At 64.4% G+C, this 26858-nt stretch carries 33 protein-coding genes; 13 read left to right on the forward strand and 20 right to left on the reverse strand.

The features are described 5' to 3' along the window. Positions 1-71: 71 nt before the first annotated feature. The 4 genes from XI08_RS12605 to XI08_RS12620 all read right to left on the reverse strand — a co-directional run bounded on the left by XI08_RS12605 (position 72) and on the right by XI08_RS12620 (position 3857). A complete protein-coding gene (locus XI08_RS12605) occupies positions 72-1694 on the reverse strand; it encodes an ABC-F family ATP-binding cassette domain-containing protein (RefSeq protein WP_271574651.1) in 1623 nt (540 codons plus the stop codon). A gap of 561 nt (positions 1695-2255) precedes the next feature. Beyond that, positions 2256-2498 (reverse strand): hypothetical protein, encoded by a 243-nt coding sequence (locus tag XI08_RS12610; protein WP_271574627.1) that lies wholly within the window; start codon positions 2496-2498, stop codon positions 2256-2258. Positions 2499-2735: 237 nt separating this feature from the next. Beyond that, positions 2736-3440, reverse strand: a complete 705-nt coding sequence (locus XI08_RS12615; protein ID WP_271574628.1) for a GrlR family regulatory protein — start codon at positions 3438-3440, stop codon at positions 2736-2738. A gap of 267 nt (positions 3441-3707) precedes the next feature. Beyond that, positions 3708-3857 carry a hypothetical protein gene (locus tag XI08_RS12620; RefSeq protein ID WP_271574629.1) on the reverse strand — a complete coding sequence of 50 codons (150 nt, stop codon included), beginning with the start codon at positions 3855-3857 and terminating at the stop codon, positions 3708-3710. Between the two features lie 106 nt (positions 3858-3963). On the opposite strand from XI08_RS12620, the gene XI08_RS12625 reads away from it, so the two are divergent. Then, on the forward strand, positions 3964-4422 hold the full coding sequence (locus XI08_RS12625; protein WP_271574630.1) for a hypothetical protein: 459 nt from the start codon (positions 3964-3966) through the stop codon (positions 4420-4422). An 87-nt stretch (positions 4423-4509) separates the two neighbouring features. Here the strand turns inward: XI08_RS12625 and XI08_RS12630 are convergent, their stop codons facing one another. From XI08_RS12630 to XI08_RS12645, 4 genes are all read right to left on the reverse strand, one after another. After that, a complete protein-coding gene (locus XI08_RS12630; RefSeq protein ID WP_271574631.1) occupies positions 4510-5331 on the reverse strand; it encodes a tetratricopeptide repeat protein in 822 nt (273 codons plus the stop codon). Positions 5332-5363: 32 nt separating this feature from the next. After that, positions 5364-6050 (reverse strand): substrate-binding domain-containing protein, encoded by a 687-nt coding sequence (locus tag XI08_RS12635; protein WP_271574632.1) that lies wholly within the window; start codon positions 6048-6050, stop codon positions 5364-5366. 18 nt (positions 6051-6068) lie between these two features. Further along, positions 6069-6770 carry a GrlR family regulatory protein gene (locus XI08_RS12640; RefSeq protein ID WP_027542494.1) on the reverse strand — a complete coding sequence of 234 codons (702 nt, stop codon included), beginning with the start codon at positions 6768-6770 and terminating at the stop codon, positions 6069-6071. A gap of 195 nt (positions 6771-6965) precedes the next feature. Beyond that, a complete protein-coding gene (locus XI08_RS12645; protein WP_025575433.1) occupies positions 6966-8000 on the reverse strand; it encodes a glutamine synthetase beta-grasp domain-containing protein in 1035 nt (344 codons plus the stop codon). Positions 8001-8097: 97 nt separating this feature from the next. Here XI08_RS12645 and XI08_RS12650 point away from each other — a divergent pair, with 97 nt between their 5' ends. After that, a complete protein-coding gene (locus tag XI08_RS12650) occupies positions 8098-8562 on the forward strand; it encodes a hypothetical protein (RefSeq protein WP_271574633.1) in 465 nt (154 codons plus the stop codon). Next, on the forward strand, positions 8540-8743 hold the full coding sequence (locus tag XI08_RS12655) for a DUF2735 domain-containing protein (RefSeq protein WP_025575434.1): 204 nt from the start codon (positions 8540-8542) through the stop codon (positions 8741-8743). Before XI08_RS12650 ends, XI08_RS12655 begins: the two co-directional genes overlap by 23 nt. A gap of 110 nt (positions 8744-8853) precedes the next feature. On the opposite strand, the gene XI08_RS12660 is transcribed toward XI08_RS12655, so the two are convergent. Beyond that, positions 8854-9180 carry an MliC family protein gene (locus XI08_RS12660; protein WP_271574634.1) on the reverse strand — a complete coding sequence of 109 codons (327 nt, stop codon included), beginning with the start codon at positions 9178-9180 and terminating at the stop codon, positions 8854-8856. 48 nt (positions 9181-9228) lie between these two features. Here XI08_RS12660 and XI08_RS12665 point away from each other — a divergent pair, with 48 nt between their 5' ends. Beyond that, positions 9229-9972, forward strand: a complete 744-nt coding sequence (locus XI08_RS12665; protein ID WP_271574635.1) for a tyrosine-protein phosphatase — start codon at positions 9229-9231, stop codon at positions 9970-9972. Here XI08_RS12665 and XI08_RS12670 read toward each other — a convergent pair. Continuing rightward, on the reverse strand, positions 9917-10708 hold the full coding sequence (locus tag XI08_RS12670) for an SGNH/GDSL hydrolase family protein (RefSeq protein ID WP_271574636.1): 792 nt from the start codon (positions 10706-10708) through the stop codon (positions 9917-9919). The genes XI08_RS12665 and XI08_RS12670 overlap by 56 nt on opposite strands. A 119-nt stretch (positions 10709-10827) precedes the next feature. Here XI08_RS12670 and XI08_RS12675 point away from each other — a divergent pair, with 119 nt between their 5' ends. From XI08_RS12675 to XI08_RS12685, 3 genes are all read left to right on the forward strand, one after another. Continuing rightward, positions 10828-11508, forward strand: a complete 681-nt coding sequence (locus XI08_RS12675; RefSeq protein ID WP_271574637.1) for an SDR family oxidoreductase — start codon at positions 10828-10830, stop codon at positions 11506-11508. Between the two features lie 145 nt (positions 11509-11653). Then, the gene (locus tag XI08_RS12680; RefSeq protein WP_027542489.1) at positions 11654-12340 is read left to right on the forward strand and encodes a DUF2161 domain-containing phosphodiesterase; all 687 of its coding nucleotides are present in this window, start codon (positions 11654-11656) and stop codon (positions 12338-12340) included. Positions 12341-12443: 103 nt separating this feature from the next. Next, positions 12444-12749 (forward strand): hypothetical protein, encoded by a 306-nt coding sequence (locus XI08_RS12685; RefSeq protein WP_027542488.1) that lies wholly within the window; start codon positions 12444-12446, stop codon positions 12747-12749. A gap of 59 nt (positions 12750-12808) precedes the next feature. On the opposite strand, the gene XI08_RS12690 is transcribed toward XI08_RS12685, so the two are convergent. Beyond that, positions 12809-13414, reverse strand: a complete 606-nt coding sequence (locus XI08_RS12690; RefSeq protein ID WP_027542487.1) for a GNAT family N-acetyltransferase — start codon at positions 13412-13414, stop codon at positions 12809-12811. 149 nt (positions 13415-13563) lie between these two features. Continuing rightward, positions 13564-13965, reverse strand: a complete 402-nt coding sequence (locus tag XI08_RS12695) for a PaaI family thioesterase (RefSeq protein WP_271574638.1) — start codon at positions 13963-13965, stop codon at positions 13564-13566. Between the two features lie 119 nt (positions 13966-14084). Here XI08_RS12695 and XI08_RS12700 point away from each other — a divergent pair, with 119 nt between their 5' ends. Continuing rightward, a complete protein-coding gene (locus XI08_RS12700; protein WP_271574639.1) occupies positions 14085-14873 on the forward strand; it encodes a cobalamin-binding protein in 789 nt (262 codons plus the stop codon). Positions 14874-15021: 148 nt separating this feature from the next. Here the strand turns inward: XI08_RS12700 and kynU are convergent, their stop codons facing one another. From kynU to XI08_RS12725, 5 genes are all read right to left on the reverse strand, one after another. Further along, positions 15022-16236, reverse strand: a complete 1215-nt coding sequence (kynU, locus tag XI08_RS12705; protein ID WP_271574640.1) for a kynureninase — start codon at positions 16234-16236, stop codon at positions 15022-15024. A 2-nt stretch (positions 16237-16238) separates the two neighbouring features. Next, positions 16239-17078 (reverse strand): tryptophan 2,3-dioxygenase, encoded by an 840-nt coding sequence (gene kynA / locus XI08_RS12710; protein ID WP_271574641.1) that lies wholly within the window; start codon positions 17076-17078, stop codon positions 16239-16241. 34 nt (positions 17079-17112) lie between these two features. Next, a complete protein-coding gene (locus tag XI08_RS12715) occupies positions 17113-17922 on the reverse strand; it encodes an alpha/beta hydrolase (RefSeq protein WP_271574642.1) in 810 nt (269 codons plus the stop codon). 368 nt (positions 17923-18290) lie between these two features. After that, the gene (locus tag XI08_RS12720; protein ID WP_271574643.1) at positions 18291-19568 is read right to left on the reverse strand and encodes an ArgE/DapE family deacylase; all 1278 of its coding nucleotides are present in this window, start codon (positions 19566-19568) and stop codon (positions 18291-18293) included. Positions 19569-19621: 53 nt separating this feature from the next. Beyond that, a complete protein-coding gene (locus XI08_RS12725; RefSeq protein WP_027542923.1) occupies positions 19622-20347 on the reverse strand; it encodes a pyridoxamine 5'-phosphate oxidase family protein in 726 nt (241 codons plus the stop codon). 76 nt (positions 20348-20423) lie between these two features. Between XI08_RS12725 and pdxR the strand changes: the two genes are divergently transcribed. After that, entirely contained in the window at positions 20424-21893 is a 1470-nt protein-coding gene (gene pdxR / locus XI08_RS12730) for a MocR-like pyridoxine biosynthesis transcription factor PdxR (protein WP_271574644.1), read from the forward strand. Between the two features lie 67 nt (positions 21894-21960). Continuing rightward, positions 21961-22206 (forward strand): DUF6719 family protein, encoded by a 246-nt coding sequence (locus tag XI08_RS12735; RefSeq protein ID WP_271574645.1) that lies wholly within the window; start codon positions 21961-21963, stop codon positions 22204-22206. A gap of 12 nt (positions 22207-22218) precedes the next feature. Here XI08_RS12735 and XI08_RS12740 read toward each other — a convergent pair whose 3' ends face one another. Then, positions 22219-22581: a hypothetical protein gene (locus XI08_RS12740; RefSeq protein WP_271574646.1), complete on the reverse strand. Its 363-nt coding sequence runs from the start codon at positions 22579-22581 to the stop codon at positions 22219-22221. Between the two features lie 34 nt (positions 22582-22615). Further along, positions 22616-22780: a hypothetical protein gene (locus XI08_RS12745; protein WP_167770588.1), complete on the reverse strand. Its 165-nt coding sequence runs from the start codon at positions 22778-22780 to the stop codon at positions 22616-22618. 416 nt (positions 22781-23196) lie between these two features. On the opposite strand from XI08_RS12745, the gene XI08_RS12750 reads away from it, so the two are divergent. Further along, a complete protein-coding gene (locus XI08_RS12750) occupies positions 23197-23406 on the forward strand; it encodes a hypothetical protein (protein ID WP_271574647.1) in 210 nt (69 codons plus the stop codon). Between the two features lie 56 nt (positions 23407-23462). Here the strand turns inward: XI08_RS12750 and XI08_RS12755 are convergent, their stop codons facing one another. Continuing rightward, the gene (locus XI08_RS12755; protein ID WP_271574648.1) at positions 23463-24011 is read right to left on the reverse strand and encodes a CreA family protein; all 549 of its coding nucleotides are present in this window, start codon (positions 24009-24011) and stop codon (positions 23463-23465) included. A 208-nt stretch (positions 24012-24219) separates the two neighbouring features. Between XI08_RS12755 and XI08_RS12760 the strand changes: the two genes are divergently transcribed. Next, complete coding sequence (locus XI08_RS12760; RefSeq protein ID WP_271574649.1) at positions 24220-25929, forward strand: L,D-transpeptidase family protein; 1710 nt, start codon at positions 24220-24222, stop codon at positions 25927-25929. A gap of 112 nt (positions 25930-26041) precedes the next feature. Next, the gene (locus tag XI08_RS12765; protein WP_271574650.1) at positions 26042-26611 is read left to right on the forward strand and encodes a glutathione peroxidase; all 570 of its coding nucleotides are present in this window, start codon (positions 26042-26044) and stop codon (positions 26609-26611) included. Positions 26612-26858 lie beyond the last annotated feature (247 nt).

Here is a 26858-nt window from a genome sequence, read left to right on the forward strand (position 1 = left end):
TTCGCCACGAGCTCTCTCCTGTGTAGAGATTCGAGCTATCAACTAATGTGACGAACTTGCGTTCCAGATGACTAGCTCCGCAACCCCGGCGCTTCCTGCCCCGTGCGCGCGACATACTCCGTGTAGCCGCCGCCAAACTGGTGGATGCCTTCGGGCGTCAGCTCCAGCACCCGGTTCGACAGTGTCGCCAGGAAGTGCCGGTCGTGCGAGACGAACAGCATGGTGCCCTCGAAATCCGACAGCGCCGTGATCAGCATCTCCTTGGTGGCGAGGTCGAGATGGTTGGTCGGCTCGTCCAGCACCAGGAAGTTCGGCGGATCGAACAGCATTTTTGCCATCACGAGACGCGCCTTCTCGCCGCCCGAGAGCACGCGGCAGCGCTTTTCGACGTCGTCGCCGGAGAAACCGAAGCAGCCGGCGAGTGCGCGCAACGAGCCCTGCCCCGCGGTCGGAAACGCGTCTTCCAGCGACTGGAACACGGTGCGCTCGCCGTCGAGCAGGTCCATGGCGTGCTGGGCGAAATAGCCCATCTTGACGCTGCCGCCGACTGCCACCGTGCCCTCGTCCGGCTCGCTGGCGCCCGCGACGAGCTTGAGCAGCGTCGACTTGCCGGCGCCGTTGACGCCCATCACGCACCAGCGCTCCCTACGGCGGATCATGAAATCGAGACCGTCATAGATGCGCTTGTTGCCATAGCCCTTGTGGACGCTCTTGAGCGCCACGACGTCCTCGCCCGAGCGCGGTGCCGGCGGAAAATCGAACGCCACCGTCTGGCGGCGACGCGGCGGCTCGACCCGCTCGATCTTGTCGAGCTTCTTCACCCGGCTCTGCACCTGGGCTGCATGCGAGGCACGCGCCTTGAAGCGCTCGATGAACTTGATCTCCTTGGCGAGCATGGCCTGCTGGCGCTCGAACTGCGCCTGCTGCTGCTTCTCGTTCAGCGCGCGCTGCTGCTCGTAGAATTCGTAATCGCCGGTATAGGTCGTCAGCGAGCCGCTATCGATCTCGATCACCTTGGAGATCACGCGGTTGATGAACTCGCGGTCATGCGAGGTCATCAAGAGCGTGCCCTCATAGTCGTGCAGGAATTTCTCCAGCCAGATCAGGCTTTCCAGATCGAGATGGTTGCTCGGCTCGTCGAGCAGCATGACGTCGGGCCGCATCAAAAGAATACGCGCCAGCGCCACGCGCATCTTCCAGCCGCCGGAGAGTTTTCCGACGTCGCCGTCCATCATCTCCTGGCTGAAGCCGAGACCGGATAGCGCCTCGCGCGCGCGGCCGTCGAGCGCATAGCCGTCGAGTTCCTCGAAGGCGTGCTGCACCTCGCCATAGCGCGCGATGATCTCGTCCATCTGGTCAGCCTTGTCAGGGTCGGCCATGTCAGCCTCGAGCTGGCGCAACTCGGCCGCGACCTCGCTGACGGGGCCGGCGCCGTTCATCACCTCGGCCACGGCGCTGCGGCCGCTCATCTCGCCGACGTCCTGATTGAAATAACCGATGGTGATGCCGCGATCGGTCGAGACCTGCCCTTCGTCCGGCAGCTCCTCACCGGCGATCATACGGAACAGCGTGGTCTTGCCCGCGCCGTTCGGGCCGACGAGCCCGATCTTCTCGCCCTTGTTGAGGGCGGCGGAGGCTTCGATGAACAGGATCTGGTGGCCGGCTTGCTTGCTGACGTTGTCGAGGCGGATCATGAGGTCATTTTGGGGGAATTTTTGCGTTGCAGCGTCATAGGCCATGCCGGTCCCAAGGGGAAGCCCGGCCGGGCCCGGATTCCGCCTCGCCGGTCACGCCAGCTTGCTGGAATTCGTCCCGAAACGGCGCTTCGTGCCCGCTGACAGCCAGTTCGCTGTCCGCGTCCGGCCCGAAGCGCGCCGTCCGAGCCGCAAACCGTGAGGTCCGTTGATGCCCCATCCGCTGGCGACATCATGCGCGGCATTGCGCCCCGCGTGGCTGCCAAGGGGAATACATTTGCAGCGCGCCTACGTCAGAGCTCTACCTAACGAATACCGTCGCAGGCGGCGGTGGCGTGCGATGCGCCACTTTGAGTGATTTCACTTCCCACGTGGTCGCGAGACGTCGGCCCGCTTCGGGAGCAGCAAGCCGAGTTCGCGTGCCTTCTTCCTGACTGAAGTGACATGGCGATCAAGCTCACGGGCGATGTCGCCGGCGCAGGTTTTCTGACGCGCAAGAGTCGTCAATCGCTGCGCCTCGTGCCTCGACCATTCGCGCGGTTTTGAAAACATCGCGGACCCTCATTCGTCTGAAGCGATAGAAGGTGCGGTGACCTGACCATCCGAGATGGGCGATATGAAGTCCCTGTGCAGGCAAGTTGGTCTTCGGGCGCCATCGAACAGCACGGTGATGCCCGTGGTGCGACGGCTCACGTCAATGACGATACCACTCCGGTCGGCAATCTCTGGGCATCGAGCGGCACCAAGCTCGCTCATCCTGAAACGCATACCGACAGCAATTCTGTCGACGTTCTGGTAATTCATTACCGATATCCGGTAAGTAAAATTGACAGGCAAAAAAGTAAAAACTCAAAATCAGCGTAAAACTATATCAGAATCATCATCTATGCAACCAGCGGACGAAAATTGCGCTGCTAACCCGCGCAACAGGCGCGACCTGGCGGCAGTCCACCCGCTGTTGGCCCAAGGACGCCGTTGATCCAGCACACCTTCGACGTCCGCTTTTCAGGACAGCAGACGTGGTTTCTATGAGTATCCGCCCTACGCCCTTCGCATCAGCTTGAGCGAGGCCGCAAGGCGCAGGCTGCGCTTGCCGGCGAGCGCAATGCCCTCGAGCTCGCCGCGATCGGCCGTGCAGGTTCCGGAGAATCCGATCCCGACCTCATAGCCGCCGAAGACGGGATTTTCGTCCTTCGCCGGCGTGTGCTCCTGGTTCAGCATCTCGCCCTTCCAGCGGCCATCCGCCGAGGAATAGGAGCCGAGATAGTAGAAGAACGCATCGCCGCCGAGGATGCGGCCGTCCATCAGCAGCATCACGCCGGACAGCCCGGCATCGATCCCGTCGAGCGCGCGGATGTGGATTGAGTACAGCCCGTTGGCGATACCGCCGGGGCCGACCGTGCCGCGCGGCGGCAGCGCCTCGTCGTCGAGCGGCGCGAGGTTGGCCCAGAACACGCTGCCCGGCACCGGATCGGCGTTGCCCTCGAACAGGATCGTCGATCCCTCCGTCCGGCCGCGCACCTTGATCGCGGCGACATCGGTGCCCATCAGCGGCTTGTAATTGGGATCGTCGTTGTGGCGCTCGGTGATGACATTGGCCTCGATCGCGCCGTCCCTGACCTCATAGGTCCCGAGATGCGCGAAGGCGGAATTGCCGCCCAGCATCTTGCCATTGTGCATGCACATGATGCTGCGGCCGAACGCACCGCCAACGCCGTATTCAACCTTGTAGAGACCGTTGAGCAACGCCTTGAACCCGCAAAATCGGAAAAGAATCGCAAGCTACCTAGCACTGCCGCCGCATCGGTTCCATCCGGCTTTTTCGCGCAGGGGCCGCTCGCCGGACCTTTCGCTGCATGATGCCATCATGCCCCTGTTTTGCCCGACGGGTCAAACGTATTTCGCAAAATCCGCAATCAATGATTTCGTTGTGATTTCAGCGCCCCGGCTACTGTGCATGGGGTTGTTTTTCGACTTTTTTGTCTTGCGTGGTCGCGGCCCTCTCGCCACGCGCTAGTGACGCTTGAAATACTGCACCTCGCGCTCGTGCTTCGCGGCCGCCGCGCGGCTCTTGAAGGTGCCGAGGTTGCGACGCTTGCCGGTCTTCGGATTCACCTTGCGTGAGTAAAGGCGATACTCGCCGGATGCCAGTTTGCGGATCATGATCGGGCCTCCCGCTTGTTGTCATCTCAACAGCGCTTGCCCGAGCTGGTTCCTTCCCTTCGACAGCGCCTTCGAACCCGTCGGCACGAGCGCGCGACAAAGCGGCATGGATCAGACGGAGCCATCAGCTGACACGCAGATCGCTGCCATCGTCGCGAGCGCCGCGAAGCAGCCGCTGCTCGATGCCGCCTTCGAAATATGGTGCCGGCGTTACCGGCTGGATTCGATCGAAGGGCGCCCGACCGCCGAAGAGGTTCGCCTCAATCGCACCCTCACGCCGGAGCAGATCAGCGCGAAATACCGCAGAGATCGCGACCATGCCCATGAAGGGCCGATGTTCGGCTACCTGAAGCGCGCCCATCCGCGCGCCGATGACGCCGCGATCAGGCAGGCCATCGTCACCGCGGTCAAATTCGAGGACGCGACCTTCACCCATTTCAGCTGGGATGGGGATTTCTGGACCTGCGTCGTGCGCGCCGTGGCGCGGGCGGCGGCGCAGTATCCTGATTTTCTCGAGACGACCTATCGCGACGCCCGCAACAACGTCGCCTACTACTACAAGTGAGCTACAGCATGATCCGGAAAAGTGGGCAGCGGTTTTCCGAAAAGATCATGCTCAAACAATAATTCTAAAGCGCGATCTCATCGCGCTTTAGAAGCACAGCGTGGTGACGAGCTTGCCCTGCTTGTCCTTGATCGCGTAGGGGCAGCGCAGCCGCTCCAATGCCTTCTTGGCGTCTTCGTCGCCAAGCGCTGCGGCACGCTCGTAGTAGGCTTTCGCGGCATCCTTGTCCTTCGCGCCGCCGCGGCCTTCCTGTGCGAATGCGCCCATCCGCTCCAGCGCGCCGGGATGGTTTTGCGCGGCCGCCTTCTCGAACAGCGCGCGCGCCGCGACGTCGTCCTGCGCGCCGCCCGTGCCATCGGAGAGCATCAGGCCGAGCTGGTACTGCGCCTCCGCGTTGGTCTCGGCGGCCTTGCCCAGCAGCGCGCGCGCCTGCGCGGGATCGGCGGGCGCGCCACCGCCGGCGCCGCCGAGCGCGGCAAGATTGCTGACGCCGCGGGGATTGCCTGCCTGCGCCGCCTTCTCGAACAGTTTGCGCGCCTGCGCTTCGTCCTTGGCGACGCCGGCGCCGGTGCCGTAGAGCACGCCGAGCTCGACCATGGCCGCGCTCGATCCCTTGTCCGCAGCCTTGCGCCAGGCGGCGATCGCCTCCGCCGTCTGCCGGTTGGCGGCATAGGCACGGCCGAGCGCGAACATCGCACGCCGCGAAGATGGCGCGGCCTGCTTGCAGAACTTGATGGCGGTCGCGACGTCGGAGGCAGCGATCTCCGCCACGCCCTTCACGTCAGCCGGCTTGTCGGGATCGCTGGGATCGGCCGCAACCCGGTCGCACAGGACGAGGTCGGCCGACTGAGCATGCGCTGCGAAGGGCGCGGCAAGCGCGAGGAGAATGGCAAGAAGATAGGTCCGCATGGACACCACGTTGCGTCCCAGCTCCGGCAAATTCAAGGCTCGAGTCCCGATTGACGCAGAACGGGCACGACTTCCGGCGATGCGAGGTAGCGCAGCAACCGGTCCGCGGCTTCGGCATGTTTCGCGTTCGCCATGCGGCCGGCGGAGAACACGGCCGGTGTCTGCAAATCGTGCGGAACCGGCCCGATCACTTCGATGCCGTCGACCTGCTTCAGCTCGCTGATCTGCTGCACGGCCAGATCCGCCTCGCCGCTGACGAGCCGCTCGGCGGTAAAGCCCTGTTCGACGATGGTGGCCTTGGCGTTGATCTCGGCGGCGATCCCCATCCGCACGATCAGCTGGGCGAAGTACACGCCGCTCGCCCCCAGCCGCGAATAGGCGACGGATCGCGCCGCAAGCAGCGTCTTGCGCAGCGCAGCTTCGGTCGCAATGTCGGGATGCGCCTGCCCCGCAAGCACGGCAATGCCGACGAAGGAGCGCGCGAGATCGGCTGCGCTCTCGGCGGTCACACGGCCCTCGCCGATCACCTCATCGAGCCCCTCGCGCGTGAGGATGACGAGATCGGCGGCCTCGCCGTCGCGCAGCCGCTTGAGCAGCGCCAGGGTCGGCGCGAAGTCGGCATCGATGTGGATGCCGCTGGCGGTCTCGAAGGCGGACGACAGGCTGCGCATCGCGCCCATCAGGCCGAGCGTCGAAAGCATGCGGATGGACTTTTCCATGTGTATTCCCGGATGAGATCAGGCGCGGTGCATCAGCTTGAGCGCGGCGGTCAGGCGCAGGCTGCGCTTGCCCGCAAGCGCCGTTGCCTCAAGCACCGCCTGCTCCGCGTCGTAGCTGCCGGAGAAGCCGATGCCGACCTCGTGGCCGCCGAAGATCGGATCATCCTTGGCCGGCGTGTGCTCCTGATTGAGGATCTGGCCCTTCCAGCGGCCGTTCGTGGCGGTGTAGCTGCCGAGATAGTAGAACGAGGCATCGCCGCCGAGAATGCGGCCCTGGTTGAGCAGCATCACGCCGGTGAGACCGCCATCGACGCCGTCGAGCATGCGCAGGTGGATCGAATAGAGGCCATCACCGATACCGCCCTCGCCGACGCCGCCGGCGATCGGCACCTCGTCCTCGGTGATCGGCGTCATCACCGACTGAAAGGGAACGCCCGGCAACTCCTTCAGCTCGCCCTTGAAACGATAGAGATCGCCGTCGGCCCAGCCTTTCGCCAGCAAGGTCGCATCATCGGTGCCAGCCATGGCGCGGTAGTTCGGATCGGGGTTGTGGCGGACGGTCTTGATGACGATGTCGACGCCGTCGTCGGTCTTCTCGTAGGTGCCGATATGGGCGAAGGCCGAATTGCCGCCGAGCATCTTGCCATTGCCGGCATGCATCACGCTCCGGCCAACGGCGTCGCCGAGCTGAAACCGCACCTTGTAGAAACCCTCAAACACCAGCCGTCCCCGGCCCTGCGCGCATCCAGTAACACTCTATCCCGCTTTCGATGGCGATGGACAAGTTTCACGCCGCCGGGGTCGACAGGCCACAGGAACGCCCGTCATCAAAATGCAAAAATCCGCCGGAGCCTTTCAGCTCCGGCGGATCGAAAGCCAACCCGGGCAAGCCCCCCAGCCCGGGCCGGGAGGATCTTAGGCGACCGCCTTCTTCTCGGCCGGCACGGACGCGATCGTCTTCAGGATCTGCGAAGCGATCTGGTATGGGTCGCCCTGCGAGTTCGGGCGACGGTCTTCCAGATAGCCCTTGTAGCCGTTGTTGACGAAGGAGTGCGGCACGCGGATCGAAGCGCCGCGGTCGGCCACGCCGTAGCTGAACTTGTTCCACGGCGCGGTCTCGTGCTTGCCGGTCAGACGCTTGTCGTTGTCCGGGCCGTAGACGGCAATGTGGTCCATCAGGTTCTTGTCGAACGCGGCCATCAGGGCCTCGAAGTACTCCTTGCCGCCGACCGTGCGCATGTACTCGGTCGAGAAGTTGGCGTGCATGCCGGAGCCGTTCCAGTCGGTGTCGCCGAGCGGCTTGCAGTGGAACTCGATGTCGATGCCGTACTTCTCGGTCAGGCGCAGCATCAGGTAGCGGGCCATCCACATTTCGTCAGCGGCCTTCTTGGAGCCCTTGCCGAAGATCTGGAATTCCCACTGGCCCTTCGCGACTTCCGCGTTGATGCCTTCATGGTTGATGCCGGCCGCGAGGCAGAGGTCGAGATGCTCTTCGACGATCTTGCGGGCGACGTCGCCGACGTTCGAGAAGCCGACGCCGGTGTAGTACGGGCCCTGCGGCGCCGGATAACCCGAAGCCGGGAAGCCGAGCGGACGGCCGTCCTTGTAGAAGAAGTATTCCTGCTCGAAGCCGAACCAGGCGCCGGCATCGTCGAGGATGGTGGCGCGCTTGTTGGAGGCGTGCGGGGTCTTGCCATCGGGCATCATGACTTCGCACATCACGAGCACGCCGTTGGTGCGGGCAGCGTCCGGGAAGACGGCAACCGGCTTCAGCACGCAATCGGAGCTGTGGCCCTCGGCCTGCTGGGTGGAGGAGCCATCGAAGCCCCAGAGCGGAAGCTGCTCGAGCGTCGGGAACGACGCGAATTCCTTGATCTGAGTTTTGCCGCGCAAGTTCGGAGTCGGCGTATATCCGTCGAGCCAGATGTACTCGAGCTTGTACTTGGTCATTGAGCCTCTCTGTAGATGATGCGAAAGGTTGGGGGCCCTGGGGCCCCCGCACGTTTGTACCCGGCCACCATCGGCCGACCGCTTACAAGCATTTTACGTGCCAAAAGGCCGCACTACGGAAGGTTTTCCCCTGCCGCCGGACTCTCCCCGCCGCCGGCTGGGCGTCCACAACGGCGTGCGTCATAGCGGCGCACCTTTGCGTGAAGCTGCACCGCAAAAATCCCGCGGAAAACGCCTGATTCTGGAGCAGCCCGACCTGCGCCGGAGGTTGCCGATGAAACGCGCATCAACGTCCGGCAATATTCGCAAAGTCATCGCCCCGTCGCCAGCAACCTTCGCAATGGCCCAAGCGTTAGTCACCAAGCTGGTGCCTTGGAGGATGCAGAAAGCACGCTGCCTAGAAAATGGGCTGAATCTGATTTCCTTTTCAGCACTTTGCATTTCGGGGCGCGCGGCCGATATGGGGATTCCAGTAACCACAATCGAACGAGTCGGGCGCACCATGGAGGCCAAGCGCTTCGACCCGAGGAGATACCGCAATGATGAACAATGGTCTGAGTGAGGGATCTGCAAAGATCTACCAATTCCCCGCCGGGGGCCGCGCGGCTCTCGGAGGACGCCGCTACGGTGAGGCCCGCCTTCCTGCCGACCGTCTCTCGCTTCCCGTGAACGAGACGATTTGCAGCGGAAGCTGGTACCATCAGGAGGCCGTCGACGAAGACAAGCCGAAATGGGATCGCTAATGCCTGCGTTTGGTTCAATCCCGCGACGCTCCCTGGAGCGACCGGCAGCAGTTTGAAGAGGGTCGAAACAACGAGGTTTCGGCCCTTTTTGATTCTTGATCGCCTCGCGGCTAGAGCCCGGGCTTTTCGACCACCGCGCAGGCCGTGACCGGCCGCTTCAGATGCTTGACGGTGGTCGCTCCCGACTTGCCGATCCTCAGCGTGACCCCCGCCCCCGAATAGCGCGCGCCCGAGACCGTCAGCCGCTTGGCGAGCGTGACGGGTTCGCCGTCGATCTGGAGGAAGGCGCGCTTGTCCGCGTCATAAAACCCGACGATGAACTGCGTACCATCGGCGCAGCGGTAGGTCTGGAACGTCTGTGCACCGGCCGGCCGCATGCCGAAGATTCCGCCCGCCAGCATGCTGATCGCCAAAACAATGGCCTTGTGCCGGTTCATGATCGCCCCCTGTAATGATCCGCCGGCAACATAACAAAAGCATATCTGATGTCCGACTCCCCTACCCGCCACCTCGCCTTGCAAGGCGCCAGCAATTTCCGCGATCTCGGTGGCTATCCAACCACCGATGGCCGCACCACGCGCTGGCGGCACATCTTCCGCTCCAACCATCTCGGTCAGCTCACCGCCGATGACATCGAGATCGTCCGCGCGCTCGGCGTCAGAAGCGCATTCGATTTTCGCGGGCTGGAGGAGCGCGCGGCCGGTGTCTGCGTCGTGAACGAGATCACCGTGCACTCGCTGCCGATCGAGCCGACGGTTGTTGCCGCCCTGCGCGCAGAACTCGCCCGGGGCACGTTGACCGCGCCGGTCGCACTGGAGCTCATGCGCGAGTCCTACCGCAACTATGTCCGCCACAACACGCACAGCTTTCGCGCGCTGTTCGGCCATCTGCTGGAAGACCGCGCCCCGCTCGTGATCCACTGCACCGCCGGCAAGGACCGCACCGGCTTTGCCAGCGCGCTGATCCTGCATGCGCTCGGCGTTTCCGATGACGTCATTGCCGAGGACTACCTGTTGACCAACCAGTTTTACCGGCGCGACGCCACGGCTGCCATCGACCTGCCCGAGGACGTGCGCAATGCCATCGGCAGCGTCGAGGCCTCCTACCTTACCGCTGCGTTCGAAGCCGTCGGCAAGGAATACGGCGATCTCGAAACCTATTTGCGCGATGGGCTCAAGATTGGCCCACCGGAGCGGGAGGCGCTGCGGGCGCGTTATCTGCAGTCGTAATCAAGCACCCGCATTTTTGCGTGGCTCCGGTGGCCTTGAGGATCGCCGAACGAAGCGCACGGGCGACATGCATTGTGCTCCAGTCGCTCTGGTGCAGCAGCAGCCCATCGTCCGTGGCAACGAGCTGCTCGAACGACGCCCTGTTGTAGACGTGCCAGTGCCGCATCAGCGCCCAGCGCTGGAACAGGTTGACCTTGGCGTCTTGCGCAGCGGTACGGATCGCTGAAACCATCTTTTCGGCCGGCTCGGCGTTGTCGTCGAACAGCATGGCCGTCGTGTATTGCGGATCGATCAGCACGACATCGATGGTCGGATGGTCGTGCAGGAGTTTCAATCCCTCTGCGATTTTGCCGACCACCTCATCGAAGTTGAAATCCTTCTGGCGGAAAACGGCGTTGGTTCCAACTTGCCAAAGTAGCAGCGATGGATTGTCAGCAAAGATGTCGTCGTTGAACCGAGGCACTTCCAGGTTCGCTTCTTCGCCGCCCTTGCCCCGGTTGAATACGTCGATCCGGATGTTCGGACGCTGATCGTGATCCTTGAAGTGTCTTCTCAAGTACAGTTCGAGCCGTGCGGGATAGGCAACGACATTGTCGAGTCCGGCCGTCGAAGACGATCCCATCGCCACGATGCGTACGGGCCCCGTTCCGGCCAACGCGGTTCGGAAGTTGTCGAGCGGATGTTTGAAATCAACGATCGAAGCGGGAAATTCGAGGGTTGGAAAATTGTCAGGCATGAAACAACCTCCTCGACGATCTAAAGTTGCATTTGTACCCCAGTTTGGAAGCCGTCGCCATTGCAAGTCCAATTCGAGCGGAGCAATAGTCCCAGCGAAGTGGAACGACGGAGAGCATCGTGCAGGGAAAAGTCATTGTCGTGACCGGCGCGCTCGGCGCTCTCGGCAAAGTGGTTGCGGAGGTCGCGCAGTCTCGCGGCGCACGGATCGCCGGCATCGATTACGCGCCCTCGCAAATGCCAGCGTCGCCCGAGCGCATCGAGATCGGCGGCGTCGATCTGTCCGACGCGGCGCAGGCGAAGGCGGCGGTCGATGCTGCAGCAAAGCACTTTGGACGGCTCGACGCGCTGATCAACATCGCCGGCGGCTTTGCCTTCGAGACCGTCGGCGACGGCGACATCACGACGTGGCAGCGCATGTATGCACTCAACGTGCTGACCGCGCTCAACGCCTCGCGCGCGGCGCTGCCGCATCTCGCCGCGTCCAGCGCCGGCCGCATCATCAACATCGGCGCCATGGGCGCGCTTCAGGCCGGCAATGGCATGGGCCCCTATGCGGCGTCGAAAGCCGGCGTGCATCGCCTGACCGAGGCACTGGCCGGCGAGTGGAAGGGCAAGGTGACGGTGAACGCGGTGCTGCCGTCGATCATCGACACCAAGGCCAACCGCGCCGACATGCCGAAAGCGGACTTCGCCAAATGGGTAACGCCGCAGGAGCTTGCTGAAGTCATCCTGTTCCTCGCCGGCGATGCCGCGAGCGGCATCACCGGCGCGCTGATCCCGGTCAGCGGGCGGGTGTGATCAATCCGGCACCAAGAGCCGCAGATCGCCCTTGAAGCCGATGCCCTGCTTGCCGGCGGACCGTCTGTTCCCGATCAAATGGCAGAGAGCCCCGAGTCCGATCCGGGCTAGACTGGCTGGAATTGATTCTCCGATCGGAACACCTGTGGAAACCGCGCTCTACCTGCCCGTCAAACGTTTCCTCGAAGAGCTCGGCTTCACGGTCAAGGGCGAGATCGGCGGCTGCGATCTCGTGGGCCTCAGCGCCGGCGATCCGCCGGTAGTGGTGATCGGCGAGCTCAAGCTCGCCTTCAATCTCGAGCTGATCCTCCAGGCGGTCGACCGCGCGCCGGCGGGCGACGAGGTCTGGATTGCCGCCAAGATGTCGATCCGTGGCAAGGGGCGCGAGAGCGACGCGCGCTATCGCAATCTCTGTCGCCGCCTCGGCTTCGGTATGCTGGGGGTCACCGACCGCGGCCAGGTCGAGGTGCTGGTGAAGCCGCCGACTGCGGCGCCGCGACGCGAGCCGAAAAAGCGTTCGCGGCTCGTTGCCGAGCATCAGCGTCGCCAGGGCGATCCGGTGCTCGGCGGCAGCACCCGCGCGCCGATCATGACGGCCTACCGGCAGCAGGCGCTGGCCTGCGCCTCCGCGCTCGCCGAGGGGCCGCGGCGCGTGCGCGAATTGCGCGAACGGTGTCCCGATGCCGGCAAGATCTTGCTTAACAATGTGTATGGCTGGTTCGAACGCACGGAGCGGGGAATCTACGGGCTCACCGAGGCCGGCCATGCAGCGCTGAAGCGCTGGCCGCAGCAACGGATCGAGGTGAACGCAGGTGCTCCGTCACCGGCATGACACAGGATCGATGCAAGTCGTGAATAGCTGAGATGCCACACCAAATTCATATTGCAATGCACCATAGGCGGCACTAGGTATCCCGGATCGAAACGAGGCCCCCATGAGCGCAGACTGGAATACCAAGTACGGCACGCGGCGCGTGCGTCACGATCCGCCCACCCTGGACGAGGCGATCTTCGCCGCCGTCGGCATCACCGACGACCAGGAGCAGCAGGCCGAGATCGCCGCAGCTCTGATGGGGATGCCGCTCGATGTCGTCCAGGCCGAGGTGAAGAAACTGGCCCGCACCAACAGCCGCATCACCGCCACGCGCGTGATCGCCGGCGAACAGGGCGCACAGCGCTCCGTCGTGGTCGAACGCCGCGTCGTCCGCCGCTTCGGCACCGGCACACGCACCGGCACCTGAGCGCCTCATCCACGCCCCCAATACAAGAGCGGACCGGTTTTGCCGGTCCGCTTTTTGATTCAGGCGGCGCGATTGCCGTACATGCTGGAGATGATCTTCCAGCAGGTCGAGTTGAAGCTGAGAAGCGCGCGCCCGGCCGTGAACGGCGCGGCTGCGAGTTCGGCCAGCTCGGCTTCCGGCGTCTTGGCCAGATCGATCGTGCCGGTCGATTCGCCGTGACGGAAGGCGAGATGCGCACCGAACTTCCGGGCAAGCGCCCGCATCGCGTGATTCTCGGCGCCGGTGGTGATGCGCAGGTGCTTGTAGCCCTTCCAGCGCGCTTCCGCGATCAGGCGGCGGAACAGCACGCTGCCGACGCCCTTGCGGCGCGCAGAAGCCTCCACGCTGAAGGCGACTTCGGGCAGAGAATCGTGCTCCGGCGGATGCAGCTCGGCCGCACCGCGGACTACGCCGTCGACGATATAGGCGACGATCACGGTGCCGTCCTCGGCACAGCGGGCGGCGTAACGCTCGATGAAGCTGTCGTCGAGAAAACCGTTGAAACGATCGTGCCGGCTTTCGGCATCGAGCCTCAGCAGGTGATCGCGCAGCAGCGGCAATTCTTCCTGCTGGATCAGGGTCCGCACATAGCCTGGGGCGGTGCGGACGGTCTCTTCAAGTACCACGTCAAAACTCCTCTTGGTGTCCCTCGAGGAGGCGTTCGAATCCCTAGGACCCCTATGTTGTGCATCGCACCATAATTTTCAAGACGGGAACCTGCCCAAGTTTCGGGCACGGGAGCGACTATTTCGTTAACAAAATCAAAGCCCCGTAATCATACGAGGACCAGCTGCGTCTGGGTCACCACGGCCACCAGCTTGCCGTCCTCGGTTTCGAGACGGGTGGTCCAGACCTGGGTGCGTCGGCCCCGGTGAACCGGGGTGGCCGTGGCGATGACCGTGGTTCCCTCCCTGGCGCCGCCGATGAAATTGGTCTTGCTCTCGAGCGTCGTCGTGCCCTTGGCGTCCTCGGGCAGGTTGATCACAGTCGCCGCCGCGCCGACGGAATCGGCCAGCGCCATCACCGCGCCGCCGTGGATGGTGTGGTGGAGGGTGCAGAGATCGGGCCTGACGGTCATCCGTGCCACCACGCGGTCCTTCTCGGCCTCGACGAATTCGACGCCCTTGAGCTCGGCGAACGGCATCTTCATCGCTTTAAGTTTCTCGAGCGGCGTCATCGGATATCCTCCCAATTCGTTGTTGTCTCAGCGTGAATTGCTTCGCGCGGCTAAGCAATGACGTCCGAGGTAATGGCCATGCTGACATCGACGCCCGCATTTGTGCATATGCTGCTCCCATGCGTCACTTCCCTCCCCGCCGCATCGTCTGCCTGACCGAAGAGACGGTCGAAACGCTCTATCTGCTCGGCGAGCAGGACCGCATCGTCGGCGTCTCCGGCTACGCCGTGCGCCCGCCCCAGGTGCGGCGCGAGAAGCCACGGGTGTCGGCCTTCGTATCGGCAGACATTCCAAAGATCCTGGCGCTGGAACCGGATCTCGTGCTCGCCTTCTCCGATCTTCAGGCCGGTATCGTCGCGGATCTCGTTCGCGCCGGCGTCGATGTCCACGTCTTCAATCAGCGCGACCTTGCGGGAATCCTGGCGATGATCCGGACTCTCGGTGCTCTGGTCGGCGCCGCCAAGCACGCCGAGGAACTCGCCCAAGGATTCGAACAGCGCCTCGCCGCGATCGCCGCAACGTCCCGCCCCTCGCCGCGGCCAAAGGTCTATTTCGAGGAGTGGGACGATCCGTTGATCTCCGGTATCGGCTGGGTGTCCGAGCTGATCGAGATCGCCGGGGCTGAGGATGTCTTTCCGGAGTTGCGGCATCGGCAGGCGGCGAAGGATCGTATCGTCTCGGCGGACGACGTGCGTAAGGCAGCCCCCGACGTGATCCTCGCATCATGGTGCGGCAAGAAAGTCGTCCCCGCCCGCATCCGCGCGCGCGACGGCTGGAGCGAGATTCCGGCCGTGCGCGACAACCGCATCGTCGAGATCAAGTCGCCGATCATCCTGCAGCCGGGACCTGCGGCGCTGACAGATGGGCTGGATGCGATCGTGCAGGCGCTGTGGGGGGAACGCTCCTGATCTTTCCTCCGTCATTGCGAGCGACTCGTCCGCCATAGCTCGAAGAGCGACGGCGGAAGCGAAGCAATCGAGAGCGTCTCCGCGGAACGACTCTGGATCGCTTCGTCGCAAGGGCTCCTCGCAATGACGTCGAGCCAGACACCCTTTCTCACGTCACCGCATTCACGACCTGATATTCCGGCCGCCGCCACACCTCGCCTGCGATCACCTCCTCGATGATCTCGGCCGCCCTCATCACCTCGGCCTCGCCGATATACAACGGCGTGATGCCGAAGCGCATGATGTCCGGGGCGCGGAAATCGCCGATGACGCCGCGGGCGATCAGGGCCTGCATGGCGGCGTAGCCGCCATCGAAGGCGAAGGAGACTTGCGAGCCGCGGCGCTCATGCGCACGCGGGGTCACCAGCTCTAAGGACGGGCAGCGGCGCTCGACTTCGGCGATCAGGAGATCGCCGAAGTCGAGCGAGCGCGCGCGGACCTCGGCGATATCGACGCGGTCCCATATGTCGAGCGAAGCCTCCAGCGCCGCCATCGCCAGCACCGGCGGGGTGCCGACGCGCATGCGCTCGATGCCGCCGGCGGCGACATAGGCGAGCTCAAACGCAAACGGCTTTGCGTGGCCCATCCAGCCCGACAGCGCGGCGCGCGCGCTGTCGGCGTGGCGCGGCGCGACGTAGAGGAAGGCCGGCGCGCCGGGACCGGCGTTGATGTATTTGTAGGTGCATCCCGCGGCGAAATCGGCACCTGAGCCGGCGAGATCGACCGGCAGTGCGCCGGCCGAATGGGCAAGATCCCAGACCGTGACGATGCCGAGCGCATGGGCTTTTTCCGTCAGCTTCGCCATGTCGTGGCGGCGACCGGTGCGGTAATCGACCTCCGTGATGTAGAGGACCGCGATCTCCTCCGACAACGCAGCCTCGATCCCCTCCGGCGCGACCAGGCGCAATTGATGCCCGCGCCCGAGCGTCGCGATCAGGCCTTCGGCCATGTAGAGGTCGGTCGGGAAATTGCCGGTGTCTGACAGGACGACCTTGCGCGATGCGTTCATGTCGAGCGCAGCGGCGAGCGCCTGGTAGACCTTCAGCGACAGCGTGTCTCCGATCATCACCGAGCCGGCTTCCGCGCCGATCAGCCGGGCAATGCGATCGCCGACATGGCGCGGCTGGGCATACCAGCCCGCGCTGTTCCAGGCACGGATCAGCTCGTTGCCCCACTCGGTGGTGATGACGCGGTTGACGCGCTCGGCAACGCCCAGCGGCAGCGCGCCGAGTGAATTGCCGTCGAGATAGATCACGCCGTCAGGCAGATGGAACAGCGCCCTGGTGTCGTCATAGACGCGAAGCTTCGACTTGGTCATGGACATCTCTAGAGAATGGTGCGGACGCGCCAGAGTTCGGGGAACAGCTCGATCTCCAGCATGCGCTTGAGATAGCTGACGCCGCCGGTGCCGCCGGTGCCGCGCTTGAAGCCGATGACCCGCTCGACCGTCGTCACGTGGTTGAAGCGCCAGCGCCGGAAATAGTCCTCGAAGTCGACCAGCTTCTCGGCGAGCTCGTAGAGCATCCAGTGCGTCTCCGGCGCCTGGTAGACGATACGCCAGGCCTGCAGCACGCCTTCGTTGAAGCTGTGGGTCTCGCGGACATCGCGCGATAGCACTGCGGCCGGCATCTTGAGCCCGTTGCGGTCGGCGAGACGCAGCACCTCGTCATAGAGGCTCGGCGTCGCGAGCTCGGCTTCGAGCAGCTTCGTCGTCTCGACATCGTGCGCGTGCGGCTTCAGCATGGCGTGGTTGCGGTTGCCGAGCAGATATTCGATCAGCCGGTACTGGCGTGACTGGAAGCCGGAGGACTGCCCGAGCTGCGAGCGAAAGCGCGTGTATTCGCTCGGCGTCATGGTGCGCAGCACGTCCCAGGCGTTATTGAGCTGCTCGAAGATGCGCGACATCCGCGCCAGCATCTTCATCGCGGGCTGCACCTCGTCCCGGGCGATGGCACGGCGCGCGGCGCTGAGCTCGTGGATGGCGAGCCGCATCCACAGCTCGGTGGTCTGATGCTGGATGATGAACAGCATCTCGTCATGCGCCTCCGACAGCGGATGCTGCGCGCCGAGGATCGCATCCAGCGCCAGATAATCGCCATAGGACATGCGCCGGGCGAAATCGGTCTCGGCGCCTTCGCTTGCAGGATCGTAATCGCTAGACGTCATGGCTGGCCCTCTCGATCGATCATACCCGGCCTGCTCAGTCGAGGCCGATCAGGCGCGCGGTGATCTGCGACGACGGATCCTTGAGCCCGTCGATCACGGTGAAATGGTTCAGCGCCGGCTCGACGACGAGGCGCGTCGGCACGTCGAAACCGGTCCAGACATTGGCCATCAGGTCGGACTGGCGGATGAATTCGGGGCGCTCGCCGCCGCCGACCCAGGCGGTCACGGGCGAATGCCCACGCGGCAAATGCAGCGCCGCGCTTTCGAGCGTCGCTTCCTCCATGGTCATGCCCAGCGTCTCGTTCATCTTGGTCTTGAGCAGCGGACGCAGGTCGTGCAGGCCGCTGATCGAGAGCGTGCCGGCAATGCGGCTGTAGACGGCGGGCTCCAGCCGGCTGTCATCGCACAGCATGCGCGTGACGAGATGGCCGCCGGCCGAGTGACCGGCGAGGTGGATCGGACCTGCGACAAGCGAGGCCGCTATTGCGATCGCGGCGGTGATCTCAGCGGTGATCTCGGAGATGCGCGCAGCCGGCGTCAGCGTGTAGCTCGGCAGCGCCACGGTCCAGCCATGGTGCCGCGCGCCTTCGGCAAGATCGGTCCAGGTCGACTTGTCGAAGCGCATCCAGTAGCCGCCATGGACGAAGACGACGAGCCCCTTGCTGTCGCCGTCGGGCAGGACCAGGTCGAGGCGCTGGCGTTCACCGGCGCCATAGGCGATGTCGGCGCGAAAATCCTTCAGTCCGGCACGGTAGGCCGCCGCCCGCTCCGCCCACTGCGCCGGCATCTTGTCCGAGCCCGGGATATGGGCCGAATTGGCGTAAGCGTCATCCCAATCGCGCATCGTTACTCCCTCGGCGGACTCAAGGCCTTGCGATCCGCCTTCGCCCTTCGGGTGCAGCGGACAAATCAGGCGCCAGTCTGCCACCGGGAACGGCCCCATCCTAGTCTTTATTTTAAGCTTAAAGTATTTGGGTGCGCCGGTGGATTGGGCAGCAGTCGCACGAACCGGCAATATATCTCCCCTCACCCTGAGGAACCGCGCAGCGGCGTCTCGAAGGGTGAGGCCACCGCGCGTTCCGCGCTCTTCAGGATGAGGGTCTGGCAGCACACTCCGTCATTGCGAGCGCAGCGAAGCAATCCAGAATCTTTCCGCGGGGGCAGTCTGGATTGCTTCGTCGCAAGAGCTCCTCGCAATGACGGTCGAGAGACCTACGCCTTCTCCACCCCGCACCACTCCGCGATGAACAGCGCCATGGCCTTGGTCGTCTTCTTCAGCGACGCCAGATCAACGTATTCGTTGAAGCCGTGCATCTCGCCGCCGCTGGCGCCGAAGCAGAGGCTCGGGATGCCGTGATTGAGGCCGTAGAAGCGGGTGTCGGTGAGCGCGGTGAAGACGAGGTCCTCGACCGCGCCGCCATAGACCTTGTTGAAGGCCTTGCCGAATGCGGCCTCGGGCGCTGCCGCGTCGGTCAGCTCATAGCCTTCCGACAGGAAGCCGGACCATTCGACCTCCGGCGGGTTGTTGGCGAGGAAGCGGTGGTTGCGCGAGGCAGCAGTGACGCAGGCCAAAATCTCCTTCTGGTGATCGGCCACCGACCAGCCCGGCAGGATCGCGATGCGGCAGTCGACGTCGCACCAGGCCGGCACGCTGGAGGCCCAATCCCCGCCCTTGATGATGCCGGGGTTGAAGTTGATGGGGTGGTTGATCGTCCCAAAATGGCGATCGGCCTTCGCCCGCTCGTTCCATTCGATCTCGAGCTTTTGCAGCGCATGGACCAGATGATAGGCCGCCATGATCGCGTTGGAGCCGGAGCCGGCGAACGCGACATGGGTCGGATGGCCCTTCACGCGCAGACGAAACCAGATCACGCCGACCTGCGAGCGCACCATCTTGCCGGCGGTCGGCTCCGGGATGAAGCAGGCGTCCGCGCGGTAGCCGCGCTGGAGCGTCGAGAGCGCGCCGACGCCGGTGCTCTCCTCCTCGATGACGGACTGGAAGTGAATCCGCCCCGTCGGCTTGAGGCCCGCGGCCTTGATCGCATCCAGCGCATAGAGTGCGCCGATCGTGCCCGACTTCATGTCGCAGGCACCGCGGCCGAACATCTTGCCGTCCTTGATAACGGGCGAGAATGGCGGCGTGTCCCACAATTCCAGCGGACCTGCCGGCACCACGTCGCAGTGGCCCTGGAGGATCAGCGATTTGCCGCCATTGGTTTGCGGACGGTAGGTGCCGACCACCGAGCGCGCCTTGGAGAAATCATGCTCGATCGGACCGAAGCCGCGCAGATCCTTCAAATCGTCGACATTGATGTGCCAGTCGTCGACCTCGTAGCCGCGCGCGCGCAGGAGGTCGCCGATCATGTCCTGGCACGGCCCCTCGGCCCCGCGGGTCGAGGGGATCGCAACGAAATCGCGGGTGGTCGCAAGCTGGGCTTCGAAGCCGGCATCGACGGCGCCAAGAATCCTCTGCTGCGTTTCGGCATTCATCAGGCAACTCCAGGCATTCGAATGGTCCCAAGGAGCGCGCAAGCTAGCCGATTTCAGCCGTTCGGGTACTCCACAAAATAAGCATCCCGCAATGCATCTTCGAGCAGGCGGCCTTCCGAATAGCCATTGAGCGTGGCAGGGCGCGTCACGCCGTCTAGCAGGCGCGGGCACGGCTCCGGCGCGCCGAGCACGGTGCGCACGGGAATGCGCTCGGCATAGATCGGCAACGCATAGTCCTCGTCGTCGTCGGCAACCCCCTTGGCGCGGATCTTGGCCGAGGCCTCCTCGATCTCCATGGCGATGAAGGAGGTCGCCTTGATCTCCTGCGTGTTGCTCGCCCGCAGGCTGGCGGTGCGGTCAGGGAAAAAGCGGTCGACCATGGCGATCACCGCCCGCTCCTTCTCCTCGGGGTCGGTGACGAGATAGGCCGTTCCGAACGCCATCACCGCGCGATAATCGGCGGAATGATTGAAGCCGCAGCGCGCCAGCACGAGGCTGTCGAGATGGGCGACCGTGAGGCAGACGCGCTCGCCCCTGGTCTGGTTGCGCAGCATGCGGCTGGCGCTCGAGCCGTGCCAGTAGAGCTTCGTCCCCTCGCGCCAGAAGAAGGTCGGCGTGCAATAGGGCTGCCCGTCGATCGCGTAGGAGACGTGGCAGAGCATCGAGGAATCCAGGATGCGATGAACCGTGTCGTGATCGTAGAAGCCGCGGTCGTGACGGCGCTTCACCTGGTTGCGCGCTGACGTCGGATAGGAATTTGAAGTCTCGGTCTGGCTCACGGCCGCTCCTGTTGCGGATTGGAACAATTCCAGAGCAGTTGTAGCGGCCGATTTGGTCTGCGATAGTGCCAATTCCATGCAAAAAATTCCGACCAATTCCCCCTCGCCCGCCAAGGCCGAACTGCCGCTCGACCTCACCGGGGCGCACATCACGGCCGGCGCGTCCGCGGCGCACCGGCTGTACCAGGCACTGTGCGAGATGATCGTCTCAGGCCTCGTCAAGCCCGGCGAGCCGCTGCCGCCCTCGCGGACGCTGGCGCGGCAAACGGGCTTCCGCCGCAACGCCGTCGTCACCGCCTATGAACGCCTGATCGCCGACGGCTTTGCGGAAGCCACCGTCGGCTCCGGCACCTTCGTCGCCGCACGCATCCCGTCACGCGCGGCCGAGCCGAAGAAGCCGAAGGCGACTGTCGAAGCGCCGCGGCAAGGCGCGTTCGCGCTTGGCTGCACCCATATCGACGAGCGCGCCGTACAGCGCTTCCGCGCCTTTGTCGGCCGGCGCATGCGCGCCTTCGGGACCGAGCATCTGCACTATGGCGATCCGCGCGGCAGCCGCGAACTGCGTGCGGCGATTGCCGATCATCTGCTGTCGGCGCGCGGCCTGCGCTGCAACCCCGACCAGATCATGCTGACGTCAGGCACGCTGCACGCGCTGCGCATCGTGCTGAGCGCGATCCTGAAGGCGGGCGACCAGGTCTGGTGCGAGGACCCGGGATATCCCACCGCACGCAAGACGATCGCGCATTGCGGCTATCGCGCCGTGGCCGTCCCCGTCGACGAGCACGGGATGCGTATCGCCAAGGGCCGCATGGCGGCGCCGTCCGCGCGCGCGGCCTATGTGACGCCGTCGCACCAGTTTCCACTGGGCGTGCAGATGTCGATGCCGCGGCGGCTCGAGCTGCTCGACTGGGCCAGGCAGGCCGGCGCCTTCGTGCTGGAGGACGATTACGACAGCGAGTTCCGCTATGACGGCGCGCCGCTGATGTCACTGGCCGGCATCGATCATCTCCAGCGCGTGATCTACATGGGCACGTTCGCCAAGACGCTGTTTCCGGGCCTGCGCATCGGCTATTGCGCCCTGCCCGAGCGCCTGATCGCCGACGTGACGGCCGCGCGCGCTGCGCTCGACCGCTTTCCCGGCACTCTGATGGAGGGCGCTGTGGCCGACATGCTCAACTCCGGCGCCTTTGCCGCAAACCTGAAGCGGGTGCGAAAGCTCTATCGCGAGGCACGCGACGCGCTGGCCGAGACGCTGGAAGCCAGATCCGACGGTGTGCTGTCCGTGCCGGTGCCGTCGCAGGGCCTGCATCTTGTCGCAAGGTTCGATCCATCGGTCGATCTTTCGGTCGCGGCAGAGGCGAAGCAGGCGGCCGGCGCGGAAGGCTGGCTGTTGGCCGACACCTATTCGCGCGCACGCCCCCTGCCCGGCTTCGTGCTCGGATTTTCGGGGCACGCAGTTCCGAAGCTCGTGGCATCCGCGGAACGGCTCGCGCGGGAATCGCGTGCGGCGTTGCGCGTGAACGGCAGATCGGCGCGGCGAGCGTGACGAAGCTTCGCTATCAGAATCGCCGACCGATCCCTACATTGCGGCATCGATTCCGGGAGCCCTCATCATGTCACTCCGCCGCGCAGCCTGCCTCTCGCTCCTGATCGCCATCGCGCTCGCCTCGACGGCACGCGCAGGCACCGTCGGGCGCGAGCAGGACGTCGTGGATCTCAAATTGGGCCAGCGTGTGCTGGTGGATGACGGAACCTGCCCGGCCGGACAGGTCAAGGAAGTGCGCGGCGCGAAGATGACCGACAAGGGCATCTCGCGCACGAGTTCCTGCGTGCCGCGGCACGGTCCAAAATCGAAATGATGACCTGAGAGGCTACTTCGCCGGATCGAACATGCACTGCAAGGTGGGCTTGGCGATCTTGGTGAAGGTCGGGCCGATCTCGCCCTGCTTGGACGTCGGCACCCAATCGGTCTCGATCGTCGGCACGCCGGTTTCGCTGATGCCCCGCAACAGTGCCTCACGCAGATCGCGGTCCTCGACGACGGCGGCGGCATGGTCATGCAGACAGCCGCAAACTTCTTCCGGATGTTCCCAGCGCCCGAGCATGCGCGGCGCGCACTGACGGACGAATTCGCCGCGAGGGTCGGGGATCCTGGAGGGCGCGCGCACCTGCGCCTGTACGGACATGATGGTCACGAGGGAAATGAGCACTGCGGCGCAGAAACGAAGGAGCATGATGGCCTTTGCCGGCTGATTTTCTTGTTGGCGATCAGAAGCGCGCGGCGACCACGATCGGCTGCGGTGCCGGGGCGATGACCGGCGAGCCGCTGTACTGGAAGGTGCCGATCCCGGGCAGATTGCCGTCGGGCGCGCCCGCGAACGAGGAACCGGCGAGGACGAAACCAAAAGCAAGGATAAAGCTGAGTGCGCGCATGGTCTTGTCCCTCGATTCCGCCGCCGGCGCTGCGCCGTCGTCGTTGTGAAGCTGATAACCATGGGTGGTTTCGCGCGTGATGCGCCAAAGACGGAAAATGGTTTCATCTCCGTGAGAATTGTTTCGTCCGGTCCGACGCGACGAAACAATTCTCGGAAAATGCCAATCATTTCAGTCAGGTTGCACCGCAGCTCAAGGGAACCCGGCAAGTCCTTGTTCCAGCGCGGATATGCGTAGGGCATGGCGGCCGTCATGCGTGCGCCTTGCGCGCTTCACACGCGTTTTACGTTTTTCTGCTGAAGAGAAGCCAAACGAAGGTTGGGCCCTGTCGAACCGGGGGCGCTTCGGCTGCGACCCAAGCCATCGAAACCGAGACGCCCGGATCACCGGGCGCGATCACGTGAGGGATGGCCATCATGATGGCGCAAGATCGCGCAACGACGCGCGAGGCGGACCAGTGGACGGACCGCGGAGATCAACGAGCTGTTCGCAGCCTCGCCACCTCGCCAGGCGAGATGGCGCTGCAATCGAGCCGCGGCTTTGAAGCCGCGCCGCAGATGTTCGTGCGGCTGACCGGCTCGCATCTCGCAAAACCGCGCGTCAGCCGCGCTGCCGTCACCGAGTGAACGCAAACACGTCACCCGGCGAACGCAACGGCGTCACTGAGTGAACGCACACGGCGTCACTGAGTGAAGAACTCGCCGCACTTCTGGACGTTGGCGTCCGCCGGTCCCCACGGCATGATCGGCACGGTCGAGGTCGAGTTCTTCGGCGACCCCTCGATCAGCTTGTCCGAATAGACCATGTAGACCAGGACGTTGCGCTTGACGTCACAGCCGCGCACGATCTGCATCTTCTTGAAGAACAGCGAGCGGCGCTGGCGGAACATGTCGTCGCCTTGCTCCATCTTGGTCTTGAACTTGATCGGACCGACCTGGCGGCAGGCGAGCGAGATGTCCGAGACCTCCTCGGCAAGGCCGAGCCAGCCCTTGAAACCACCCTTCTCCGGCACGGTGAAATGACAGGCGACGCCTTCCACCTCGGGATCGTCGAGGCCGTAGGTCGCGAGCTTGTCGTTCGGGCTGACCCATTTGAAGACGGTCGAGCGACGGAAGATCAGATCCGGCTCGTCGGCAGCCAGGGCGGAAGCCATCGGCACGGCTAGAGCCAGGAGGAATAAAGCAAGGCCTTTCAAGCGGATGCCGGAAAGACCGGGGAAACGAGATGACATGAAGTTCTCCGGTAACGAATGCCCGCAATGTAGGGATGCGACGGCCGGACAGGAAGGCGACGGACAAGCCGCCGCGGCCGCCGTTTACCGCTCCGTGAGGCTTTTTTGCTACGTCTTGGACAAATGTAGCTGATGGCAGAACTGCCTTGCTGGTGAACGCGTATCCCCTCTGCGAGACTAATGTCTGATTTGGATTATGGATTCGAGGATGAATAGCGTGAACGGGTCCGGTTCTGCTGCAAAGCCGATGCGGCTGTGGCAGGTCGCCATTTTGACGGCGGCGGGCGCAATCGGTACGGCAAGCCAGGCGGAAGCAGCATTTTACTACTGGACGGATTATTCCGACGGGTCCTACGTCTCCCGGCAGGATCGGCATCCCGAAGTCGCACGCCAGAAGCCGCAGAAGCGCGGCGCGGCCGGCAAGAACGGGGTTGCCGAGAAGGAAGTCGGCACCAAGCCGCAAGGGCCGCTCGTCATCGTCGTCTCGATCGACCGGCAGAAGGTGACGATCTACGACACCAACGGCGTGTTCGCGGAATCCCCGGTGTCGACAGGCATGAAGGGCCATTCGACGCCGATGGGCGTGTTCAGCGTCATCCAGAAGCACAAATTCCACCACTCCAACATCTATAGCGGCGCGCCGATGCCGTTCATGCAGCGGATCACCTGGTCCGGCGTCGCCATGCATGCCGGCGTGCTGCCGGGTTATCCGGCCTCGCATGGCTGCATCCGCATGCCGATGGCGTTCGCGGTGAAGATGTGGAATTGGACCAAGATGGGCGCGCGCGTGATCGTCACGCCCGGCCAGATGTCACCACAAAACTTCTCGCATCCTCTGCTCGCCTCAGTGCGCGTGCCGCCGCAGCCTGCGGCCAGCGTCGAGCCTCAGACCAATACCGCCGACAAGGCCGACAAGGGCGCGGCACAAGCCAAGGTCACTGAAGCCAAACCGCTCGAGACCAGGACCGCCAGCGCCGACAGCGTGCTCGAGCTGCGCTCGTCGGTCGGCCACACCGTGATGTCGGATATCACGACGGGCAACGCGCCGGCCCGCGAGGAAGCGGCCGCACCGGCCGACAAGGTTGAAGCGCCTGCCCTGCCCGAGACGAAAACCGCCGAAGCGTCTGACGCGGCCAGGCTGCAATCGCAAGAAACCGCCAGGCCGGCGAACGCTGATGCGAAGCCGACCGATTCCGCGGAAGCGCCCAAGGCGACCGCGGTCACCGACGGCAAGCTCGCCGACAAGGTCGGCACCGCCACGACCGAACCGGCAGATGCACCGAAGTCCGAGCCCGCAAAGGCGGAGCTCGCCAAGACTGCGGAGCCTGCCAAGACTGAAGCGGCCGGCACCGCAAAGAAGCCTGACGCCGCCGTGACGGCGGCGGCACCCGCGCCGGACGCCAAAAAGGACGAGAGCCGCGCTGCCGATCCCATGCCGGCGGCGAAGCCGGAGGCGCCCAAGCGGGCCGGCCAGATCGCGGTCTTCATCAGCCGCAAGGATTCCAAGCTCTACGTGCGGCAGAATTTCGCGCCGCTGTTCGAGGCGCCGGTCACGATCGCCGCCAGCGACCGGCCGCTCGGCACGCATGTCTTCACCGCCGAAATCGACAAGACCGACGCCAATGCACTGCATTGGTCGGTGATTTCGCTGCCCGTCTCCGCTCGCTCCGCCGCGCGCGACGATGACAGCCGCGTGACGCGCCGCCAGCGTGGCGCCGCCGTGATTCCGGTCGCGGCAAAGCCGGTGATCACGCCGGACAGCCCGGCCGAGGCGCTCGACCGCATCGCGATCCCCGCCGACACCATCGCGAAGATCAACGAGATGCTGACTTCTGGCGGCTCGATCATCGTCTCCGACCAGGGCATCAACCAGGGCGAGACCGGCGAAGGCACCGATTTCATCGTCCGCCTGTACTAGGGCGTTTCGAGCGAAGTGGTTGCCGGTTCGCGTCAAGATAACGCGGTGTTGACGAGGCCGATCGCAGCGGCGGAGTAACATGCGGCCCGGATCATTTCGGGGGGATGCCGTCATGATGAACCGCAGGACCATGCTCGTCGCAGCGCTTGCAGGCGCCGTCGCGCCGATGACGCGCGCGTTCGCCGATGTCGGCATGAGCCGGATCTCGGCCTACGCCTTCTCCTTCCCAGCATTGTCCGGCGACGACATCCGCCTCGCCGCTTTCACCGGCAAGCCTCTGCTGGTGGTCAACACCGCCTCGCTATGCGGCTACACTCCGCAATATGCAGGCCTGCAAGAGCTCTGGAACGAGTTTCGCGAGCGCGGACTCACCGTGATCGGCGTGCCGTCCAATGATTTCGGCGGCCAGGAGCCGGGCGGAACGAGCGAGATCACGGAAACCGCGCACCACCAATACGGCATTACCTTCCCGATCGCGGCCAAGGTCGCGGTGGTCGGCGCCAAGGCGCATCCGTTCTACAAATGGGCGGCCGACGCGCGGCCGAAGGATGTTCCGCGCTGGAACTTCCACAAATACCTGATCGGGCGTGACGGCTATATCGCCGGGGTGTTTGCCTCCGCCATCGAGCCGACCGATACGCGGATCAAGACGGCGGTTGCCAAGGCACTGGCCGACAGTTGACGCAACGCGCCCCATCCCGTTGGGCACAATTGTGGCGGGATGCCAAACAGCCGTTGCAATGGCGAGGGCCCACCATCTAGGCTAGGATCGTTTGGGGCAGGATGGTTTTGCCGAGGCGAAAAGCCACGGCGGAACAACGGGATCAATCTCGAGGACAACACCATGCGTGTGGCGGCAGGACTGATTTTGGCAAGCGCGATGTCTTTAGGCATGACCGGCGCGGCATGGTCGCAGACCTCGGCCGCGA

This window comes from Bradyrhizobium sp. CCBAU 11361 (assembly GCF_028128935.1).
Taxonomy (GTDB): domain Bacteria; phylum Pseudomonadota; class Alphaproteobacteria; order Rhizobiales; family Xanthobacteraceae; genus Bradyrhizobium; species Bradyrhizobium niftali.

What these genes read in the sequence shown, in the direction of transcription:
- XI08_RS12625 (WP_271574630.1), top strand. Translation starts at nt 3,964, where the DNA reads ATGGATCAGACGGAGCCATCAGCTGACACGCAGATCGCTGCCATCGTC.
- XI08_RS12740 (WP_271574646.1), bottom strand. Translation starts at nt 22,581, where the DNA reads ATGCTCCTTCGTTTCTGCGCCGCAGTGCTCATTTCCCTCGTGACCATC.
- XI08_RS12765 (WP_271574650.1), top strand. Translation starts at nt 26,042, where the DNA reads ATGATGAACCGCAGGACCATGCTCGTCGCAGCGCTTGCAGGCGCCGTC.
- kynU (WP_271574640.1), bottom strand. Translation starts at nt 16,236, where the DNA reads ATGTCCATGACCAAGTCGAAGCTTCGCGTCTATGACGACACCAGGGCG.
- kynA (WP_271574641.1), bottom strand. Translation starts at nt 17,078, where the DNA reads ATGACGTCTAGCGATTACGATCCTGCAAGCGAAGGCGCCGAGACCGAT.
- XI08_RS12750 (WP_271574647.1), top strand. Translation starts at nt 23,197, where the DNA reads ATGATGGCGCAAGATCGCGCAACGACGCGCGAGGCGGACCAGTGGACG.
- XI08_RS12760 (WP_271574649.1), top strand. Translation starts at nt 24,220, where the DNA reads ATGAATAGCGTGAACGGGTCCGGTTCTGCTGCAAAGCCGATGCGGCTG.
- XI08_RS12745 (WP_167770588.1), bottom strand. Translation starts at nt 22,780, where the DNA reads ATGCGCGCACTCAGCTTTATCCTTGCTTTTGGTTTCGTCCTCGCCGGT.
- XI08_RS12630 (WP_271574631.1), bottom strand. Translation starts at nt 5,331, where the DNA reads ATGCGGACCTATCTTCTTGCCATTCTCCTCGCGCTTGCCGCGCCCTTC.
- XI08_RS12670 (WP_271574636.1), bottom strand. Translation starts at nt 10,708, where the DNA reads ATGCCTGACAATTTTCCAACCCTCGAATTTCCCGCTTCGATCGTTGAT.
- XI08_RS12605 (WP_271574651.1), bottom strand. Translation starts at nt 1,694, where the DNA reads ATGATCCGCCTCGACAACGTCAGCAAGCAAGCCGGCCACCAGATCCTG.
- XI08_RS12735 (WP_271574645.1), top strand. Translation starts at nt 21,961, where the DNA reads ATGTCACTCCGCCGCGCAGCCTGCCTCTCGCTCCTGATCGCCATCGCG.
- XI08_RS12645 (WP_025575433.1), bottom strand. Translation starts at nt 8,000, where the DNA reads ATGACCAAGTACAAGCTCGAGTACATCTGGCTCGACGGATATACGCCG.
- XI08_RS12620 (WP_271574629.1), bottom strand. Translation starts at nt 3,857, where the DNA reads ATGATCCGCAAACTGGCATCCGGCGAGTATCGCCTTTACTCACGCAAG.
- XI08_RS12720 (WP_271574643.1), bottom strand. Translation starts at nt 19,568, where the DNA reads ATGAATGCCGAAACGCAGCAGAGGATTCTTGGCGCCGTCGATGCCGGC.
- XI08_RS12655 (WP_025575434.1), top strand. Translation starts at nt 8,540, where the DNA reads ATGATGAACAATGGTCTGAGTGAGGGATCTGCAAAGATCTACCAATTC.
- XI08_RS12660 (WP_271574634.1), bottom strand. Translation starts at nt 9,180, where the DNA reads ATGAACCGGCACAAGGCCATTGTTTTGGCGATCAGCATGCTGGCGGGC.
- XI08_RS12665 (WP_271574635.1), top strand. Translation starts at nt 9,229, where the DNA reads ATGTCCGACTCCCCTACCCGCCACCTCGCCTTGCAAGGCGCCAGCAAT.
- XI08_RS12700 (WP_271574639.1), top strand. Translation starts at nt 14,085, where the DNA reads ATGCGTCACTTCCCTCCCCGCCGCATCGTCTGCCTGACCGAAGAGACG.
- XI08_RS12755 (WP_271574648.1), bottom strand. Translation starts at nt 24,011, where the DNA reads ATGTCATCTCGTTTCCCCGGTCTTTCCGGCATCCGCTTGAAAGGCCTT.
- pdxR (WP_271574644.1), top strand. Translation starts at nt 20,424, where the DNA reads ATGCAAAAAATTCCGACCAATTCCCCCTCGCCCGCCAAGGCCGAACTG.
- XI08_RS12635 (WP_271574632.1), bottom strand. Translation starts at nt 6,050, where the DNA reads ATGGAAAAGTCCATCCGCATGCTTTCGACGCTCGGCCTGATGGGCGCG.
- XI08_RS12715 (WP_271574642.1), bottom strand. Translation starts at nt 17,922, where the DNA reads ATGCGCGATTGGGATGACGCTTACGCCAATTCGGCCCATATCCCGGGC.
- XI08_RS12685 (WP_027542488.1), top strand. Translation starts at nt 12,444, where the DNA reads ATGAGCGCAGACTGGAATACCAAGTACGGCACGCGGCGCGTGCGTCAC.
- XI08_RS12695 (WP_271574638.1), bottom strand. Translation starts at nt 13,965, where the DNA reads ATGACGCCGCTCGAGAAACTTAAAGCGATGAAGATGCCGTTCGCCGAG.
- XI08_RS12610 (WP_271574627.1), bottom strand. Translation starts at nt 2,498, where the DNA reads ATGAATTACCAGAACGTCGACAGAATTGCTGTCGGTATGCGTTTCAGG.